Here is an 18864-nt window from a genome sequence, read left to right as displayed (position 1 = left end):
CTGTTGCTTTATAAGGTGGTAATATGCAGATAGAGCAATTGCGGCAGGCGACATGCGCCCATCCATTCAGTGGCCTGGGGCCAAGATGTAATGAAATGGGGGCCAGGATCACGGTATGGATACCGGGCGCCACAGCCGTGGAAGCCATTGAGCTGGAGACCGGGCAATCGTTAGGACAGTTGCAGCAGGAAGGTGATACGGCCTTATTCAGCGGGGGCTTCGGTGATCGGCAGCAACTGCCATTGTACAAGCTGGCGGTCACTACCGAAGACGGCCAGTTTGAACGCATCGACCCTTATCAGTTTACCGAGCAGGCCTATCATGCGGTGCACTATGTGGATCACGCACCGGAAAACATCTACAACCAGCTTGGTGCCCAGTATCTGCAGTTGGATGTGGGCTTGCCTGAGCCTATTAGCGGCACCCGTTTCGCGGTGTATGCGCCTAACGCTTCGGCGGTGTCCATCATTGGTGATTTTAACTGGTGGGACGGTTCGGCTCACCCCATGGAAAAAACCGACTTAGGTTACTGGGTGTTGTTTGTGCCGGGCATCGAACCCGGTACCAAGTATAAATATCAAATCAAAGATCGCTTTGGCCACGCATTGCCCCATAAGGCGGACCCGGTTGGTTTTTACGCTGAACAGTATCCTTCTCATGCGTCTATGGTCTACGACCACAGCCAGTATCAGTGGCAGGATCAGGATTGGCTGAATACTCAAACCAGGCAGGATAAATACCACCGGCCCATGAGCATCTATGAGGTGCATTTAGGGTCATGGCGGCGCCCGGGGGATAACCCTGACGGCTATTTGAGTTATCGGGAGCTGGTGGACCAGCTTATCCCCTACGTTAAAGAGATGGGCTATACCCACATTGAGACGCTACCGGTATCCGAGTACCCGTTTGACGGCTCCTGGGGTTATCAACCAGTGGGACTGTTTGCGCCTACCAGTCGTTTTGGTAATCCCGATGACTTTAAATATTTTGTGGACCAGTGCCACCAAAATGGCATCGGCGTCATTATTGACTGGGTACCGGCTCACTTCCCAGAGGATGGCCATGGCCTTGCCCGCTTCGATGGCACGCATGTATACGAATATGAGGACCCGCGCAAAGGCTGGCACCCGGACTGGAACTCGTGCATCTACGACTTTGGAAAAGACACGGTTCGTCAGTTCCTGGTAGCCAACGCTCTGTACTGGTTCGACAAATTCCATGTGGATGGTCTCAGGGTGGATGCGGTGGCCTCCATGCTGTATCTGGATTACTCCCGGGAGGAGGGCGAATGGATTCCCAACGTGGATGGTGGCAATCAGAACTATGAAGCCATCAGTTTCCTGAAGTGGGTAAACGAAGAGGTCTATGGCAAGTACCCCTATGCCATGACTATTGCTGAAGAGTCCACTTCCTTTCCCAAGGTATCGCGGCCTGTGTTTGAAGGTGGCCTGGGCTTTGGCTTTAAGTGGAACATGGGCTGGATGCATGATTCGCTGCACTATATCGCCAAAGACCCGGCTTATCGTCGCTACCACCATAATGAGGTCACTTTCTCAATGGTGTATGCTTTCGATGAGAATTTTGTGCTGCCTCTGTCTCATGATGAAGTTGTACATGGTAAGGGATCTATCTTGCGCAAGATGCCCGGTGATGAATGGCAGCAGGCAGCCAATCAGCGCTGTTATGCGGGGTTTATGTATGGCCACCCCGGCAAGAAGCTGAACTTCATGGGCAACGAACTCGGACAGTCAGCCGAGTGGAATCACGACGCTCAGTTACAATGGCATTTACTGGAGTTTGATAAGCATCAGGGCATTCAGCGATTGTATCGGGACCTTAACCATCTGTATCGAGAGTATCCGGCGCTACATGAAGGGGATCACGAGCCTCAGGGCTTCGAGTGGATCGATCATCAAAATGCCGAGCAGAGCGTGGTCAGCTTCGTGCGAAAATCCCGTAATGCTAAACAACACCTGTACGTGGTGAGCAACTTTACGCCAGTGCCTTATGACGACTTCCGCCTGGGGGTGCTGGGTAATGGCCGCTATCGAATCGTGTTGGATACCGACGCCGAGGAGTACTGGGGCAGCGGCTATGCCGCCAATACATCCGTTCGTTTTGACGATGAGGGATGGCATCATAAACCCCATTCGGTTCACCTGAATCTGCCACCGCTGGCAACGGTATTTATCCTCTGTGAGTCCGATGACTAAGTCAGAGCTGGCCGTTACCGGCGGCCGTCCCGGGCCACTGGGGGCTCAGCTGACTCAGGACGGTTGTAATTTTGCCGTCCATGCGCCATTGGCTGATGGGGTGCGCCTGTGCCTATATCATCCGGATACCGAAGAATTACTGCAGGTGCTGGATCTGCCGCAGAAATCTGGCAAAGTCTGGCATGGGCATGTGGCTGGAGTCGGACCGGGGATGCTCTATGGCTACCGGACTCTGGGCCGGTTTGAAGCCGATAAAGGGCTATTGTTCGATGCCGAAAAGCTGCTTATCGACCCCTATGCGGTGCGTCTGAACCGACCTATCAACTGGGACCGGCGTCAGTATCAGCAAGACTCCGCTTTTATGATACCCAAGGCGGTGGTGACCGAGCCTGTTGCCGATTACGATGCCAGTGCCAAACCCCTTCAAGGGGACGATCAGAGAATTATTTACGAGGCCCATGTTAAGGGCCTGAGCCAACAGCATCCCGAGGTCCCGGAGACGCTAAGAGGCACCTATCTGGGCGCTTGTCATCCGGCGGTACTGAAACACCTGACCAGTCTGGGCGTTACCGCCATACAGTTCTTACCTATCGCCGCTTTTATGCCAGAGCCCTATATTACCGACAAGGGCCTGACCAATTACTGGGGCTATAATACGGTGAATTTTTTTGCGCCCGATGCCCGCTATGCCCAGCGTGACCCGCTCGCTGAATGTCGCAAAATGGTTCAGACTTTTCACGATCACGGTATCGAGGTGATTCTGGATGTGGTGTTCAATCATACCGCCGAGGGGGGAACCGAGGGGCCGGTCCTGTCTTTGAAGGGGTTTGATAACCGAGGCTGCTATCTGTTTGAACGGGATGAAATGGGCGATTGGGACTATCGGCGATACCGTAATAACTCGGGCTGCGGTAACAGCGTCAATATGGCTACCCCGTTTATGCTGAGGCTGGTGATGGACGCGCTCAGGTTCTGGGTACAGAAGATTGGTGTGGACGGCTTTCGCTTCGACCTGGCGGCCAGTTTAGGACGAGATCCGGAAGAGTTTACTCCTCAGGCCGGTTTTTTCAGAGCATTAAGGCAGGATCCCGTGTTGTCTGAGGCTGTGCTGATTGCAGAGCCCTGGGATATTGGCGTAGGTGGGTATCGTTTGGGGCAGTTTCCGTCCCACTGGCATGAGGTTAACGATAAGTACCGGGATACGGTAAGAGCCTTCTGGCGCGGCGATAAGGGATTGACGGCTGAGTTTGCCACACGTCTGTTAGGCTCGCGGGATGTATTTCACAAGGGCCACCGCAGCATTCACAGCTCGGTGAATAATATTACCTATCATGATGGCTTTACCCTTCAGGATCTGGTCAGCTACACCGAGCGGCATAATCAGGCCAATGGCGAGCAAAACCGTGACGGCCATGGGCACAACTTGTCCGCTAACTACGGTCATGAGGGAGAGACTCGCGATGTGGAGATTCTGGAGCTGCGTGAACGGCAGAAGCGTAATCTGTTTGCGACCCTGATTTTCTCTCAGGGCACGCCGCATATCCTAGGGGGAGATGAGCTCAGCCGCACCCAGAAAGGGAATAATAATGCGTATTGTCAGGACAATGACATCAGCTGGTTTGACTGGCAGTTAAACCAACGTAAACAGGATTTTCTGTCGTTTTGCCAGCGGGTCATTCAACTGAGACGCCGCAGTCGGCTGCTCAGTCACCTGAACCTGCACGATGATCCCTATTCCAATCAGTACAATGTGGCAAAGATAGGTTGGTATCGGCCTGATGGGGCACGCAAGGTGGTGGATGACTGGCACGATGTTAATAATCAGGCTTTTGCCGTGGCGCTGAGGGGTGAGGCCAGTTACAACGAGCACTGGCTGCTTTTGATCAACGCCAGCGAACATGATGTGGACTTTCAATTGCCGGACACCGACGGTGGCTGGAATCTGATGCTGGATACGCGCTATGCCCAGCCGGCCCATATGCCCGATCAAATCACTCAAGAAACGTTTAATCTGTCTTACCGCAGTTTGTGCCTGTTTAAAGGCTGATGACTACCGGTAAGTTACAAGCCGAGCCAGAGCGTGTATAATCGCCGCCAATTTTCTCCCGGGGCAGTCGCCCAAGGGCAAAATGGCATCAACAAACAGGACAAACAGATGACGCGAGATTCCCAGCGCTGCGACATTGGTTTTATTGGCTTAGGGGTAATGGGTAAAAACCTGACCCTGAATCTGGCCGACCACGGCTATCGTATTGCTTGCTTTGATTTGGACCAGTCGAAAGTCGACGCCATTCAGGAGCAAGACGCCAAAGAGCGCGGTGACGCGCCGCCTCGGGTGGTGGGTTGCCGCTCCTACACCGAACTGCTGGGTAAACTTGAAGCGCCCCATCTGATCATTTTGTCGGTCCCTGCCGGGGAGCCGGTAGACCATGTGTGTAACCATCTGATCGACGCCGGCATCGGTGCCGACGATATCGTGGTGGATACTGGCAACAGCCTGTGGACGGACTCCGTTGAGCGAGAACAGCGCTACAAAGGCAAGTTTATTTTCTTTTCTACTGCGGTCTCAGGCGGTGAGGTAGGGGCCCGGTTCGGCGCTTCCCTGATGCCTTCCGGCGACCCTTATGCCTGGACTCGTATCGAGCCGGTATTGCATGCCATTGCTGCCAAGGTGGACCCGAAGACCGGTAAACCGCTGGAGTCGTTCGAGCCCGGCAAGCCAGTAACCGAAGGCGAACCTTGCGCCACGTACATCGGCCCTGTGGGCGCGGGTCACTATGTGAAGATGGTGCACAACGGCATCGAATACGCCGATATGCAGCTTATTTGTGAGGCTTATCATGTGATGCGTTCGGGCCTGGGGATGACGCCGGTGGAAGTGGCCAGGATCTTCCGTCAGTGGGATAAAGGAGTACTGAACTCCTACCTGATGGGCATCAGTGCAGAGGTGCTGGAGAAGGTGGACGATGAGACCGGTCAGCCGCTGGTGGATGTGATCATGGACAAAGCCGGGCAAAAAGGCACCGGACTTTGGACTGCGGTGAGCGCGCTGCAGGTGGGCAGTCCCGCCCAGACTATCGCTCAGGCGGTGTTTGCGCGCAGTATTTCGAGCCTGAAGGACGAACGGGTGAGAGCCAAGGCGATGCTGCCAGGTATGGAGACTCCCAAGGTGGATGACAAGCAGCGTGATAAGGCCATCCAGGCACTGCATGATGCGCTTTATTGCTCTAAGATCTGCGTCTACGCGCAGGGCTTCCAGTTAATGGAACTGGCGTCTCAGGAACATGGCTGGGAATTGGATTTTGCCGAGATCGCCAAGATCTGGCGTGCCGGTTGTATCATTCGTGCGGTGTTCCTGCAGTCTATTACCCAGGCCTATGAGCAGAATGACGAGTTGGCCAATTTGCTGCTGGACCCCTTCTTTGCCAGTCAGATTCAGGAGTTCCAGGGCAACTGGCGTCGCGCTGTCGCTGATGCCACCTTGATGGGGATCCCGTGTTCGGCCATGTCTTCAGCTCTGAATTACTATGACTCTTACCGCTGTGATGTGCTGCCAGCCAGCCTGTTGCAAGGCCAGCGGGACTACTTCGGGGCTCATACTTTTGAGCGGGTGGATAAGCCGGAAGGCCGTAAATTCCATATTGAATGGAGTCAGCCCGGCCAGCCACAGGTCGCCATTAAGCGCTAGTAGGACATTAAAATTGGAAAAAGGCTGACCTTTGTGTCAGCCTTTTTTGTATCGGTTCGACAACTTCAACCTTCTTATGACCAAAACAGAGCAGCAATGGCGTGACCAACTTACCGACGAAGAGTATCGGGTCTGCCGACAGAAGGGCACTGAGGCGCCGTTTTCTGGTGACCTGTTAGATAACGAGGCCACCGGGCATTATATCTGCACCTGTTGTGGCGCTCGTCTGTTTGAATCGGACACTAAGTTCGATGCGGGCTGTGGCTGGCCGTCATTTTTTGAGGAGTCGCCCGAGGGCAATGTGGCCTATCAGGAGGATCGCAGCCATGGCATGATACGCACTGAGATTTTGTGTCAGCAGTGTGATGCCCATTTAGGCCATGTCTTTCCCGATGGACCGCCGCCGACAGGTAAGCGCTATTGCGTGAACTCGGTATCGATGAAATTTATCCCCACAGGTAATGAAAGTTAATTTCACTTTTACCTGCCTGTGTCAGTAACTAGTGGCATGTTATTGACGATGTGCAGCAAAAAGGCCTGTATTGAACGCTGCCCTGAATCTAAACCGGTAAAAAATTACCGATAAAACCCTTCTTATTCTGCTTTATTAGTAAATTCTGAAAATTTATACCAATTTGTTGTTAGCAGTGGCTTTCTTTAGAATAGCGCCCGCCTGATGCTGGGTCATAACACCATTAACCCGCTTGGCTCAGGCGCTGTTCCCTACCATTATGAAAGTGAAGGCTAGTGCATGAATCATCAACATGAACAAGAGCTGTTAAACAGTTGGCAAGAACGTCAGGAATACGCCGAGCAGATGCAGCCGCTGCTGGGCAAGTTACACCGTGATAAATCGGTGGAAGTGACGCTTTATGGCCGCCCCTTATTAGGCGCCAACACCATCGATATTATCAAGGCCCACCGCACTGTGCGTCTGCACACCGGCAATAAACTGCGTTTGCGGGAGAGCTGGCCTTTGCTGGAGGCACTCAGCGAGATGAACCTGAAGCCGGCACAGGTGGATCTGGGCAAGCTGGCCTATCACTACCATTATGGTGATAAGGCGCAGGGTCGGGACATAACCACTTACCTGCAACAAGAGCTGGCCGACATTATCGGCGATGACACTGAGAATAAGCCGCAGGACGTCGTTTTGTATGGTTTTGGTCGTATTGGCCGGCTGTTGGCTCGGTTGCTGATCGAGCGCCATGGCAAAAATAATAAACTGCGCTTAAAAGCCATTGTGGTAAGAGGTGGCCGTGAAGGCGATCTGGAGAAACGCGCCAGCCTGCTGCGCCGCGATTCAGTGCATGGTCCCTTTAACGGCAGTATTACCGTGGATCACGAGCGCAAGGCCATCAAGGCTAATGGCGCCTACATTCAGGTGATCTACGCCAACAGTCCCGACGAGGTTGACTATACCCAATATGGCATCGATGACGCTATTGTGGTGGATAATACCGGCATGTGGCGTGATGAAGAGGGGCTGGGCCTGCACCTTAAGTCAAAGGGTGCTAAGAAGGTGCTGCTCACTGCGCCGGGCAAAGGCGATATAAAAAATATCGTGCATGGCGTAAACCATGGCGATATCAGTGCCGATGATGCCATCCTGTCGGCGGCAAGTTGCACCACCAATGCTATTACTCCGGTATTGAAAGCACTGGATGAGCACTACGGCATCACCAATGGTCACGTGGAAACGGTGCATTCTTTTACGAATGACCAGAACCTGATCGATAACTATCACAAGGCCGATCGTCGTGGACGGGCTGCGCCTCTGAACATGGTGATCACCGAAACCGGTGCCGCAAAGGCGGTCGCCAAGGCTTATCCGAAGCTGTCGGGCAAACTGACCGGTAACGCCATTCGCGTGCCCACGCCGAACGTGTCTTTGGCGATTCTGAATCTGAATCTGGCTAAGTCCACCGACAAAGACGGCATCAACGAATTTTTGCGTAACACAGCGCTGTTTTCGGAGCTGCAAAACCAGATCGACTTCACGGCTTCTACCGAGTTGGTGTCTACCGACTTAGTCGGCTCCCGTTATGCCTCGGTGGTGGATTCACAGGCGACGATCGTGTCTGAGGATCGCGCGACGCTCTATGTGTGGTATGACAATGAGTTTGGTTACAGCTGCCAGGTGATGCGCATCGTTCAGGATATGGCCGGTCAGCAGATCCCGACTTTGCCGGTATGGGGCCTGGAAAGTTAAGTCTGACAGAGCATCAGCAAAAGCCGCGGCCAGATAGGGCGCGGCTTTTTTATATCCGGTTGTCTATTCGACGGGCTCTCGACTAAGGTTTAGTTAAAGCCATTGAACCGGGAGTCATTATGCTGGTGTTCGGCAGTACTCAGGAAACCCTGCCTATTACCGTGGAACTGGATCCCACCTCAGGCCTTCCACTGCTCGAAGAAAGACACGCAATCCTACAGTATATATTGGCCTATCTGGCTGTGCCGTATTCCATCGCGGATTACGGCTGCGGCAAGAAGGTCAGCCTGCTCATCGAGCAGCTATTACAGTTGAATATCCCCGCCTATGCCCTCGGGCGGGCGTTAATCATGGAGCCAGACTTATCCCCTGAAGCTTTGAAAACGCATCACTGGCAGCGCCGCAAAAGTGCTTTGTCGGTGGACAATCCGCTGGCCGACAAGTTGGACTTACAGGACCCAAGATTGCAAAGCCTGCTACAGGAGCACTGTCCTCAGGTGGAATTCAAAGGCGAGGCAGTGCAGGTGGGCGACTACAGCTTAACGCCTCAATCCCGTCAATCTTTTGAGCATTGTCGGTCTCATGTAATGGCGGTGATCAGCTTCTGGGATCGGCAGCAAAGGCGGGTGACCCATCAGGCACTGGATCCCAGCCTGAAAAAGGACGATGTGTTTCCCCTGGAGGACAGCCGTGAGCTTCTGCATTGCCCGGACGCACTATTATTCGATGCGCCACTGCTTGGACGCTTTCGTCTGAGTTTTGACTTTCTGACCCCGGGACAAGTCAGACGGGTGGAGTCCTGGCTTGAGGATGACGAAACACTCAGCGAACTGAGCGATGAGCGTCACAACGAGTTGGTGCGCCACCTCACCGGTGCCGAAAAAGACAGCCTGGGTGATCCGGTAACCTGGAGCTATGCGAACAATGCGCGTTTGCCGGGCGATGACAGCGAAGAAGACCATAAGTATTGGCAGATACAGTGTCAGCGCACCGGTGACGGTGAACCTCTGCGGGGGTTAAGACAGAAGCTGTTTCACGAACGTGAGGCGCGCGGAAATAGAGCCTCTGAATACTGCGCCCAGCTTCGAGACAGTCTGACCAAGCTCAGTCTCAAACGAGTCATTGAGCAAGACGCCCTGTGGTCCGTTCGCCACTTACAGCCTTTGGCCGATGTGGCCACACAACTGGTTTATTTTGCCAGCCTGACCCGGCTGGCCAAGCTCTTAAGCCAGGGTAAGCCGCTCTACCAGTGTTTGACCGATAACGATCAGCTTCAGGCATTGCGTGGCTTAGGGGTCAGAGTTCGGCGTCGTATTGATCGGTTGGCAGAGGCCTCGCGCGCAGAGGACGAGCGCATCGACGCCAGAGCGCTCAACCAGGGCTTTACCCGCGCCAGCCTGGAAACCATTCGGCAAATGAACCAGGCCGGGCTGACGGTGTTTGTGGATAAGGTAGGCAATTTGCACGGCTTGTTATTATCGGACAAGGATCGGGATGGGTTGACCCGTGGACAGCTTAGCATCAGGGACCTGACTCAAGATGCCATCGCTCACGGCTCGCACATCGACACGGTCAACGATGCCGGTAAGTTCGATGGGCGCTTAGGCGTGCTGTCGGGTCTGGATACGCTGCACACCTTACACGACCTGAAACGCTATTTCTCGGTGGATAAGGCCTTTGTTGGCCAGCGGCGAGCGTTGGTGACCGCCTATATAGGTGAGGAGATGACGTTTACCGGCAATCAGGTGTCCATGCCCGGCAGCGCCGCCATCGCGGGACGGGCTACGCCCGAACAGGTTCACGGCATGACAAATGCCCAGGGACACGTGTTTAAAGAAAAGCTCGTTGGCATGCTTACCGATCTCAAGCAGGAACAACAACAAGACAGCATCCAGCTGTTTAACGACCTCAATGCCTGTGATGACAGCGACCTGCTAAAAGCCTGCAGTGAACCGCAGGACTTTTATACTCCGAATACCTACGAGCGACACATCGAGCAAGGGCCGATACTGGATCGGGCGGGTGTGCCCACCGCACTGGTTGCGACCATTATGGGAATTCATCAGGAGGACTTCCTGATCGAAGGCGAAAAGGCTGAAATGGCCGCATTGTTACTGGACCATCAGTTTCGGCGCATCACCGAACATGAAAAGGCCAGCGATGCCCGCATTACTGTCGGTATCATAGAGGGCCAGGGCGAGGATAAGTGCAGCGAGAATATTTATCCGGCGCTACGCTGGACCCTCGACGGCGAGATGAATCATGCTGGCGCCACACCGACGCTGGATCGAAAGGACCCCGGTATTGCCGCCGGGCGCCTGGCGCGTTACTTTCTAAACTGGTTTAACGAATCAGATTTAAGCGCCGAGGCTAAGCAAAAGCTCAGGCCTGCTATCGCTAACATCCGGCTCACTCCCGGCACTAATCGTAATGTTATCCCTGGCTCTGTAAGCTTTACCACGGCGCTTGTCAGTGACCACGAGCATCCGAGAAAGTGGGTGACAAGAGCGGCTCGTGAGGATCTGACCCAGACTCTGGAAGGCTATGTGATAGGGACTCTGGGCCGGCGGGTGGAGACCGGCGGAGAAGGCATACGACTATGCCGGGTAGAACCGGTCAGTTACTGCAACAGCTATCACCGGGTACGCCTGACATTGGATTTACGCTGCGCCAGTGAATCGGAAAATCGCCATTGTCTGGATGAGGTCACAGCGGCGGTGCAGCAGATTGAACAGGAGACCGGTGTCACTATTGAGCGTCATGTGCAGCAGCAATTACCGCCTTTTGGATTGGCACGCTCCGGCCAGGTGTTATTAATGGAGCGCAGTTATGGCGGTAGCCACAACCCTCAGGAAACCGAGATGCTGGCGGACATCTTACGCGGGTCGGTGTTACAGCTGGATGCCACCTGCCATTTTTTAGCGCAGCAACGCGGAGACAGCATCAGTCTGTTTGATTATGTGGATGAGATTATGCCGGAGCAATGGCAGTCTCATTTGTCCCGGTACACCAGCGGCGCCCTGCACGATACCTGTAATATCGCCGCCCGGGCACAGCATTCTGATACGATTTAACGCCGTTGATCTTCGAGAGATTATGAGTAAAACAGAGTCGCAAAAGCCAGATTCATCAATCCAGGACTTCGAACCCACTCCCGTGATGCGCAAGGAAGGGTCGGTTGAGCTGGAGGATAACCGCCCCAGCAAGTCGGCACTATTGTGCATCGACTTGCAGTACCTGGGAGCTAAGGAAGGCTATGGCATTTTTGAGGAACACGCAGACTCGGGGGTTTCCGAACAGGCCATTGAGTATTATCTCGACCGGGTGTGGCATGAGGTCGTACCGAACGTGGCCAAGTTGCAAAAGCGCTTTCGTGAGCAGGAATTAGAGGTAATCCACGCTCGTATCCAGAGTTTGACGGCGGATGGACGGGATCGCAGTGCTGAACACAAACGGCTGGGGCTGCATGCTGCGCCGGGGTCAAAGCTGGCTGAGTTTTTACCTGATGTGGCCCCGGAAGACAACGAAATCGTATTTAACAAAACTGCCAGCGGCTTGTTTGCCAGCACCAATATCCATTACGTACTGGGTAATCTTGGGGTGACGGATCTCTACATTGTCGGCGTTTATACCAATGAATGCGTCAGCAGCGCCGTGCGCAGCGCCGCCGATCTGGGCTACCGGGTGACGCTCATCAGTGACGGTACCGCCGCCATTACCCCATCCTTACAAAAATCCACCATATTGACGGTGAAGGAGCGATACGCCAAAGTACGCCAAACCCAAGAGGTGTTGGAGGCCTTAGATAATCTGGACTCCTGACCACTGCAGGAGAACCCGTTCATGTCCACTTCCGTTCACCGAGCACACCGGTTTAAAAATCTGCTGCAATGGACAGTGACGATTATACTGATTCTGGGCGTTTATCTTTGGCAAACCCGGGACTTACTAGACTCCGGCGAGGCAATCGAACAGCATCAATTGCCCACCCTAGGCGGCGGAACCGCTACCTTGCTTGCCGACAACAAGCCCAGCTTAATATATTTTTTTGTCCCCTGGTGTCAGATATGTTCACTGAGTATCGGTAATCTCGAACAGTTCGATGCCGATGAGATTGCCGTCAAGGCGGTGGCACTGGATTATGCTTCTGTAGAGGCGGTGCAGGACTTTGTCGATGAGCATAAGGTTCGGGCAGAAGTGTTATTGGGCCATCAAGCGTTAAAACAGGCCTTTCGCCTGCGCGGCTATCCGACCTATTATATTGTCGATAGCCAGGGCGAAATCCAGGCCAGCGATATGGGGTACAGTTCATCTGTTGGAATGGCAGTACGCCATTGGTTGGCCACAGGCAGGTAAGTGTATCCGTCAGGCGGGTTAGCTTCTGTAATCACAAATATGCTAAATTAACCGCCGATTTGTAATCCCCCTTGCACCTAACGAGAACACAGATAATGAGAATAAGCTGCAATTTTGACAGTGGTAATATCGAGGTGGTTAAGGCCTCGGCGCCCGATGATATTCAACTGACCATCCGGAAGGACAATCAGTCCGAGTTTTATCAGTGGTTTCATTTTCGCCTGGAATCACAGCCCCTGGTGAACCATAAGCTTAAGATTATGGATCTGGCTAAATCGGCTTACCCTGAAGGTTGGAAGGGCTATCAGGCCGTTGCCTCCTATGACCGTAACGAGTGGTTTCGGGTGGATACCGAGTTTGATGGCGACACGCTGACCATCGACTTTACCCCGGAATTTGGCACCGTTTACTTTGCCTATTTCGCCCCTTACTCCTACGAGCGCCATCTGGATTTATTGGCCTGGGCGCAGACGGTTAACGACGATTGCCGCTTGAGCCATTTGGGCGAAACATTAGACGGCCGCGATATCTCCTTGCTTACCATTGGTGAGCCTGACGAAGGCAAAAAGGCTATCTGGGTTACCGCGCGTCAGCATCCGGGCGAAACCATGGCCGAGTGGCTGATTGAGGGATTGTTGGAGCGCTTATTGGATGTCGACGACGGTGTGTCTCGCACCTTACTGGATGAGGCGGTATTCTATGTGGTGCCGAATATGAATCCGGACGGCTCGGTGCGTGGCCATTTGCGTACCAATGCCAAGGGCGTGAACCTGAATCGTGAGTGGGCCGAGCCCTCCAGGGAAAACAGCCCGGAAGTGTACTACGTGATGCAAAAGATGGCTGAAACCGGCGTGGATATGTTCCTGGATGTACACGGCGATGAAGCCCTGCCATACAACTTTGTCGCCGGTAGCGAAGGTCTTCCCGGTTATAACGACAAGCTCGCGGGGCTGGAGCAGCGTTTTAAAGACGCCCTCATTGCCACGACGCCTGAGTTTCAGGATACCTACGGCTATCCCAAGGATAAGCCCGGCGACGCCAACCTGACCGTGGGCTCTAATGGGGTAGGTCATAAGTTTGGTTGTTTGGCCTATACCCTGGAGATGCCGTTTAAAGACAATAATGATCTGCCCGACGTGGTTTATGGCTGGTCACCGGAGCGCAGCCGTAAGCTGGGTGAAGATGTGCTTGTCGCTATTCGTGCGGTTTTGCCACAACTGTAAACAATAACGCCGCCTTCGGGCGGCGCTTTTATAACCATAAACAACAACGATAAATAAAAAAGGGGAATGTGTTGGAAGCCTTTAGTGATTTTCTCAAACTGCTGGATGGACTGCTCGGCGGCTCGGTCTGGTTCCCGTATATACTCTTGGGCGTAGGCCTGTTTTTCACTCTGTATCTGGGCTTTCCTCAGGTACGTTATTTCAAACATGCCTGGTTGGTTGTAACCGGCAAGCTGGACCGCAAAGGAGCGCCCGGTGATACCTCCCACTTTCAGGCTTTGGCAACCGCGTTGTCCGGCACCGTCGGTACCGGCAACATCGGTGGTGTGGCTTTTGCCATCTATTTGGGCGGCCCCGCAGCGTTGTTCTGGATGTGGGCCACGGCCTTTTTGGGTATGACCACCAAGTTTGTGGAAGTGACTCTGTCTCACAAATATCGCATTAAAACCGAAGACGGCACCATGGCCGGAGGCCCCATGTTCTACATGGACCGGCGCTTGAACATGAAGTGGCTGGCAGGGGCTTTTGCCATTGCCACTGTGGTCAGTTCGTTCGGCACCGGTAACCTGCCGCAGAGCAATAACATTGCTATCGGTATCGAATCGACTTTTGGCTTGAGTCCGGCCATTACCGGTGGTGTTCTGGCGGTGTTACTGGCGCTGGTGATCCTGGGTGGTATTCACCGTATTGCTAAAGTCACCTCCAGTATCGTACCGGTAATGTCGGTGATCTACGTGGTGGGTGCGCTGGCGGTGATTTTCTACAATCTGGAAAACATAGGCCCGGCCTTTGGAAGCATCTTCTCGCAGATCTTTACCGGCTCCGCAGCCACCGGTGGTTTCCTGGGAGCGACCATCGCTTATGCCTTTAACCGTGGTGTGAACCGGGGGCTGTTTTCTAACGAAGCCGGTCAGGGTTCGGCTCCTATTGCGCACGCCTCGGCCCGTGCCGATGAGCCGGTGTCTGAAGGTATGGTATCCATTCTGGAGCCCTTTATCGATACCATCCTCATCTGTACCCTCACTGGCTTGGTGATCCTGTCCTCCGGTGTGTGGACCGAGAAACACCTGAATGATTTCGATAAGACCGAAACCAGCATTATTGCCGGTCAGTACTCGGACAAAGACGACGAGGACAAGAACAACCTGTTCTTATACCTGAACGAGGAAAAAGGCCACAATATCGAGATGTACAACGGGACTATCGAAGTGGTCTCCGGCAAAGCGCAGAGTCAGGGCTTCACTATTTTGCATGCTCGCTCGGTCGCCGAAGACGTGCGCTTCCTGTTGTCCGAGGAAGAGGATCTGTATACCGGTAGCCTGGTGATCCAGAACGGTAAGATCCAGAAAGAAAACATCATTCTGCGCGGTAAGTCGCTGATTCACTCGGCGGAGCTGACCACCGAAGCCTTTACCCGGGGTTACTTCGGTGATTACGGTCAGTACATCGTTTCCATCGGCTTGCTGCTGTTTGCGTTTTCGACCGCCATTGCCTGGTCCTACTATGGTGACCGAGCCATTACCTATCTCATTGGTCCTCGGGGTGTGATGCCTTATCGGGTGTTCTATGTTGCAGGCTTTTTCTGGGCTTCGTTCTCTGATACTGCTCTGATCTGGGACATTGCGGCCATCGCCATCGTGTTGATGACCTTGCCTAACTTGTTCGGCATCATGTTACTGCGTAAAGAAATGAAGCAGACGGTCAAGGACTACTGGAGTGACTACGAGAGTAAGCGCTCGGGCTCATGATGGGTTGATGTCTTAATCGAGAAGCGCGGTAAAATCCGCGCTTTTTTGTTATTATGGCCGGGTAATGCAGTAATTAAGAGGTCATTATGGCGTTAATGAATTGCCCATCCTGTAGCAAGAAAGTCTCGGATAAGGCAGAGGCCTGCCAGCACTGCGGCTTTGCCATTGGCTCGGCGACGAGCGACGATTTGCACCGCAAGGCGTCTTTACGTCGCTACAAGCAGCAACAATCGATTCAGACCCAGTCCATGCTCGCCATGCTGCTGTTTATCGGCGGTTTCGGTTTTATGTATTGGGGCGGAGCGACACCTGAGGATATGCAGTATAAGGCGTCTGTTGGTGCGCTGGTGATCGGTTTTATCTGGTATATCGTTAACCGAATCCGGTTGATCTTCGTGAAGAAAGCGGACGACTGATGAACATCGAACAAATGCTAAAAGCCATGACGCCTGAGGTATATCAGCGTCTGAGTCAGGCAGTGGAAACCGGTAAGTGGCCAGACGGCTCATTGCTTACCGATGAGCAGAGAGAAACCTGTATGCAGGCGGTGATGGTCTATCAGGCCAGAGTTCTGGAGTCCGATGAACATATGACTGTGGGTAAGGACGGCAATATTGTGCATAAGAGCCGCCAGCAGTTTAAACAAGAGCTTAATCAGACGACGGGGGAAGAGCCGGACAATGAACAGGATATTATTCGTGTTCGGCAGTCGGACTTTTAAGCCCATAAAGTGAGTGGGTGTCTTGATGGTATGAAAGGGCAATGCTGGGCATTGCCTTTTTTTTCATGTATACAGCCACTATGAGTGATGTAAAACAGGATGGTCTTTGATGTCGATAGAAAAAGCCCGCTTAGCAATCTGTAATCTGACCTTACAGCAATACCCGCAAATTAAGTCCCTGATGGACGAAGCGTACCCCAATTTGGGCGGTGCGTGGCCCAAGCATACCATCGAGCGGTTGATCAAAGACTTCCCCGAAGGCCAGATTGGCATCGTCGATGAAGATAAGCTGGTGGGCATTGCGCTGAGTGTACAGGTGGACTACAGCCGCTTTTCCAACCCCCATACGTACGAAGACATTGTCGATAGTAACGACAATGTGCAAAGCGATCCGGATGGCGATGCGCTCTATGGTTTGGATGTGGTGATTGCCACCAGTCATCGTGGTATGCGTCTGGGGCGCAGGTTGTACGACGCCCGTAAGGAGCTGTGTCGCCAGTATAATTTCAAGGCCATTCTGGCTGGCGGGCGCATCCCTAACTATCACAACCATATGGATGAGATGAGTCCGGCGGAGTACATCCTGAGCGTGGGTAAGAAGGAGATTTACGACCCCATCTTAAGCTTTCAGCTGTCCAATGACTTTCAGGTTAAGCGACTGCTGAGAAAGTATCTTCCGGAGGATCAGCAGTCGGTGGGCTTTGCCACTCTGCTGGAGTGGAACAATATCTTCTATGAGCCGGAAGAGACGGTGCTGCAAACCCGCAAATCAATCGTGCGGGTTGGGGCGGTACAATGGCAGATGCGCACCGTGGAGTCGGTCGACGAGCTGTTAAAGCAAGTTGAATACTTTGTCGATACAGTCTCCGATTATCAGAGCGATTTCATTGTTTTTCCCGAGTTCTTTAATGCGCCCCTGATGGGTCTGACAGACCAGACTTCCCAGACTGAGGCAATTCGTTTTCTGGCTGGTTATACGGAATTCTTCCGAGACGAAATGTCGCGCCTGGCTATCGAATATAACGCTAATATCATCACAGGTTCCATGCCGTTAAGCGAAGATGGCAACATTTATAATGTGACTTATCTCTGTCATCGCAGCGGTAAAGTGGACATGCAACGCAAGATCCACATCACGCCGCATGAGCGTCTGGACTGGGTGATTCAGGGCGGCGACAAAGTGTCGGTATTTGACACCGATGCCGGTAAGGTGGGCATCCTGATTTGTTACGATGTGGAGTTTCCCGAGCTGCCCAGGATCATGGCCGAGCAGGGCATGGATATTCTGTTTGTGCCTTTCTGGACCGACACCAAAAACAGCTATTTGCGAGTGCGTCACTGTGCGCAGGCGCGGGCAATCGAAAACGAATGCTATGTGGTGATCGCCGGCAGCGTGGGGAATTTGCCTAAGGTGGAGAGTCTGGACGTGCAGTACAGTCAGTCGGCGGTGTTATCGCCTTCTGATTTCCCGTTCCCGCACGATGCAATCTTAAACGAGGCCACGCCCAATACCGAGATGCTGCTGTTTTCGGACTTGGATATGGACAAACTGAAAATCCTGCACAACGAAGGCTCGGTAAGAAACCTTAAAGACAGGCGTAAGGATCTGTACCATATAAAGTTGAATAAATAGGCCATAGTGATGGTGTGAAACCACCGAGCCCCGTAGAATAGTAGGGCTTTTAACAGTTAATGGGATCATAGTGAGCGAAAAGTTACAGAAAGTGCTAGCCAATCAGGGTATTGGCTCCCGTCGGGAGATGGAACGCTGGATCGAGCAGGGCCGTATTTCCGTCAATGGTCAGGTGGCGACGCTGGGCTGCCGGGTTGAAGAGGATGATGAGATCCGCGTGGATGGTCGGCGCATCGAGCGTAGCAAAGAGAAATCCATCTGCCGGGTATTGATGTACAACAAACCCGAAGGCGAAGTGTGTACCCGTAAAGATCCCGAGGGTCGGCCGACGGTCTTTGAGCGCCTGCCACGCATCAGCCAGGGCCGCTGGATGTCCATCGGTCGTCTGGATATCAATACCTCTGGCTTACTGCTGTTTACTACCGACGGTGAGTTGGCAAATCGACTGATGCACCCGTCACATGAGGTTGAGCGCCAGTACGCGGTGCGTATCTTTGGTAAGGTAGAAGACGCGGTAATCAACCGACTCAAACGTGGTGTGCTACTGGAAGACGGCGAGGCCCGTTTTGGCGAGATTCGCCGCCATGTTCAGGACGAGGAAAGCATCAACCAGTGGTTCGATGTGACCTTGTATGAAGGCCGCCACCGGGAAGTCCGACGCCTCTGGGAGTCACAGGACCTCACCGTCAGTCGCCTGATCCGTACCCATTATGGCGGTATCGGGCTGGCCAAGCGCCTGCCTCAGGGCGGTTTTATCGAGCTTGGTTTAAAAGACGTCAATCATCTGCGTAAACAGGTGCAGCTGCCGCCGGAAAAAGAGACCCTGTTAAAGCCCGATCAGCAGCAGCTGGATCATGTACGTATTTCCCGTATGCGCCGCGCGGCCCGTAAACACCAGCTCAAGCGCAAGAAAGACTAACGCAGTGCGATGGCGTGTCACTGAGTTTATAGCCCTGATACCAACGAGGGGTATTCGGGGGCTGCGCTTCCAGACAAAGACACGTCGTTAACCCAATCTGTTGGGGTTTCTGTGCGGCCTGCACAGGGTCTGCTTTGTGGAAGCCTGGCCC

Annotated in this window: 14 protein-coding genes; all 14 read left to right on the top strand. The window is 53.4% G+C overall.

Annotation, left to right across the window (positions count from 1 at the left end; all coding sequences use genetic code 11):
• Positions 1-23 precede the first annotated feature (23 nt).
• The 14 genes from glgB (at position 24) to rluB (ending at position 18713) form a co-directional block, all read left to right on the top strand.
• Positions 24-2213, top strand: coding sequence for a 1,4-alpha-glucan branching protein GlgB (glgB, locus tag HMF8227_RS08405; RefSeq protein ID WP_109339760.1), 2190 nt, complete (start codon positions 24-26; stop codon positions 2211-2213).
• Positions 2206-4260, top strand: coding sequence for a glycogen debranching protein GlgX (glgX, locus tag HMF8227_RS08400; RefSeq protein ID WP_109339759.1), 2055 nt, complete (start codon positions 2206-2208; stop codon positions 4258-4260). Before glgB ends, glgX begins: the two co-directional genes overlap by 8 nt.
• A gap of 108 nt (positions 4261-4368) precedes the next feature.
• Entirely contained in the window at positions 4369-5901 is a 1533-nt protein-coding gene (gndA, locus tag HMF8227_RS08395; RefSeq protein WP_109341048.1) for an NADP-dependent phosphogluconate dehydrogenase, read from the top strand.
• A gap of 76 nt (positions 5902-5977) precedes the next feature.
• The gene (gene msrB / locus HMF8227_RS08390) at positions 5978-6373 is read left to right on the top strand and encodes a peptide-methionine (R)-S-oxide reductase MsrB (protein ID WP_109341047.1); all 396 of its coding nucleotides are present in this window, start codon (positions 5978-5980) and stop codon (positions 6371-6373) included.
• A gap of 279 nt (positions 6374-6652) precedes the next feature.
• Positions 6653-8113: a glyceraldehyde-3-phosphate dehydrogenase gene (locus HMF8227_RS08385; RefSeq protein ID WP_109339758.1), complete on the top strand. Its 1461-nt coding sequence runs from the start codon at positions 6653-6655 to the stop codon at positions 8111-8113.
• Between the two features lie 119 nt (positions 8114-8232).
• On the top strand, positions 8233-11187 hold the full coding sequence (locus HMF8227_RS08380; RefSeq protein ID WP_109339757.1) for a hypothetical protein: 2955 nt from the start codon (positions 8233-8235) through the stop codon (positions 11185-11187).
• A 22-nt stretch (positions 11188-11209) separates the two neighbouring features.
• Complete coding sequence (locus HMF8227_RS08375; protein ID WP_109339756.1) at positions 11210-11935, top strand: cysteine hydrolase family protein; 726 nt, start codon at positions 11210-11212, stop codon at positions 11933-11935.
• Between the two features lie 21 nt (positions 11936-11956).
• Positions 11957-12469: a redoxin domain-containing protein gene (locus HMF8227_RS08370; RefSeq protein ID WP_109339755.1), complete on the top strand. Its 513-nt coding sequence runs from the start codon at positions 11957-11959 to the stop codon at positions 12467-12469.
• A 95-nt stretch (positions 12470-12564) separates the two neighbouring features.
• Entirely contained in the window at positions 12565-13692 is a 1128-nt protein-coding gene (locus HMF8227_RS08365) for a M14 family metallopeptidase (protein WP_109339754.1), read from the top strand.
• 71 nt (positions 13693-13763) lie between these two features.
• On the top strand, positions 13764-15440 hold the full coding sequence (locus HMF8227_RS08360) for an alanine/glycine:cation symporter family protein (RefSeq protein ID WP_109339753.1): 1677 nt from the start codon (positions 13764-13766) through the stop codon (positions 15438-15440).
• A gap of 86 nt (positions 15441-15526) precedes the next feature.
• The gene (locus HMF8227_RS08355; RefSeq protein ID WP_109339752.1) at positions 15527-15856 is read left to right on the top strand and encodes a zinc ribbon domain-containing protein; all 330 of its coding nucleotides are present in this window, start codon (positions 15527-15529) and stop codon (positions 15854-15856) included.
• Positions 15856-16161 carry a YeaC family protein gene (locus tag HMF8227_RS08350; RefSeq protein WP_109339751.1) on the top strand — a complete coding sequence of 102 codons (306 nt, stop codon included), beginning with the start codon at positions 15856-15858 and terminating at the stop codon, positions 16159-16161. The genes HMF8227_RS08355 and HMF8227_RS08350 overlap by 1 nt, the downstream gene beginning before the upstream one ends.
• 109 nt (positions 16162-16270) lie before the next feature.
• The gene (locus HMF8227_RS08345; protein ID WP_109339750.1) at positions 16271-17794 is read left to right on the top strand and encodes a carbon-nitrogen hydrolase family protein; all 1524 of its coding nucleotides are present in this window, start codon (positions 16271-16273) and stop codon (positions 17792-17794) included.
• A 70-nt stretch (positions 17795-17864) separates the two neighbouring features.
• The gene (gene rluB, locus HMF8227_RS08340; protein ID WP_109339749.1) at positions 17865-18713 is read left to right on the top strand and encodes a 23S rRNA pseudouridine(2605) synthase RluB; all 849 of its coding nucleotides are present in this window, start codon (positions 17865-17867) and stop codon (positions 18711-18713) included.
• Positions 18714-18864: the final 151 nt, after the last annotated feature.

The organism is Saliniradius amylolyticus (genome assembly GCF_003143555.1).
Lineage (GTDB): Bacteria > Pseudomonadota > Gammaproteobacteria > Enterobacterales > Alteromonadaceae > Saliniradius > Saliniradius amylolyticus.
This window is presented reverse-complemented; position numbering and strand designations above follow the sequence as displayed.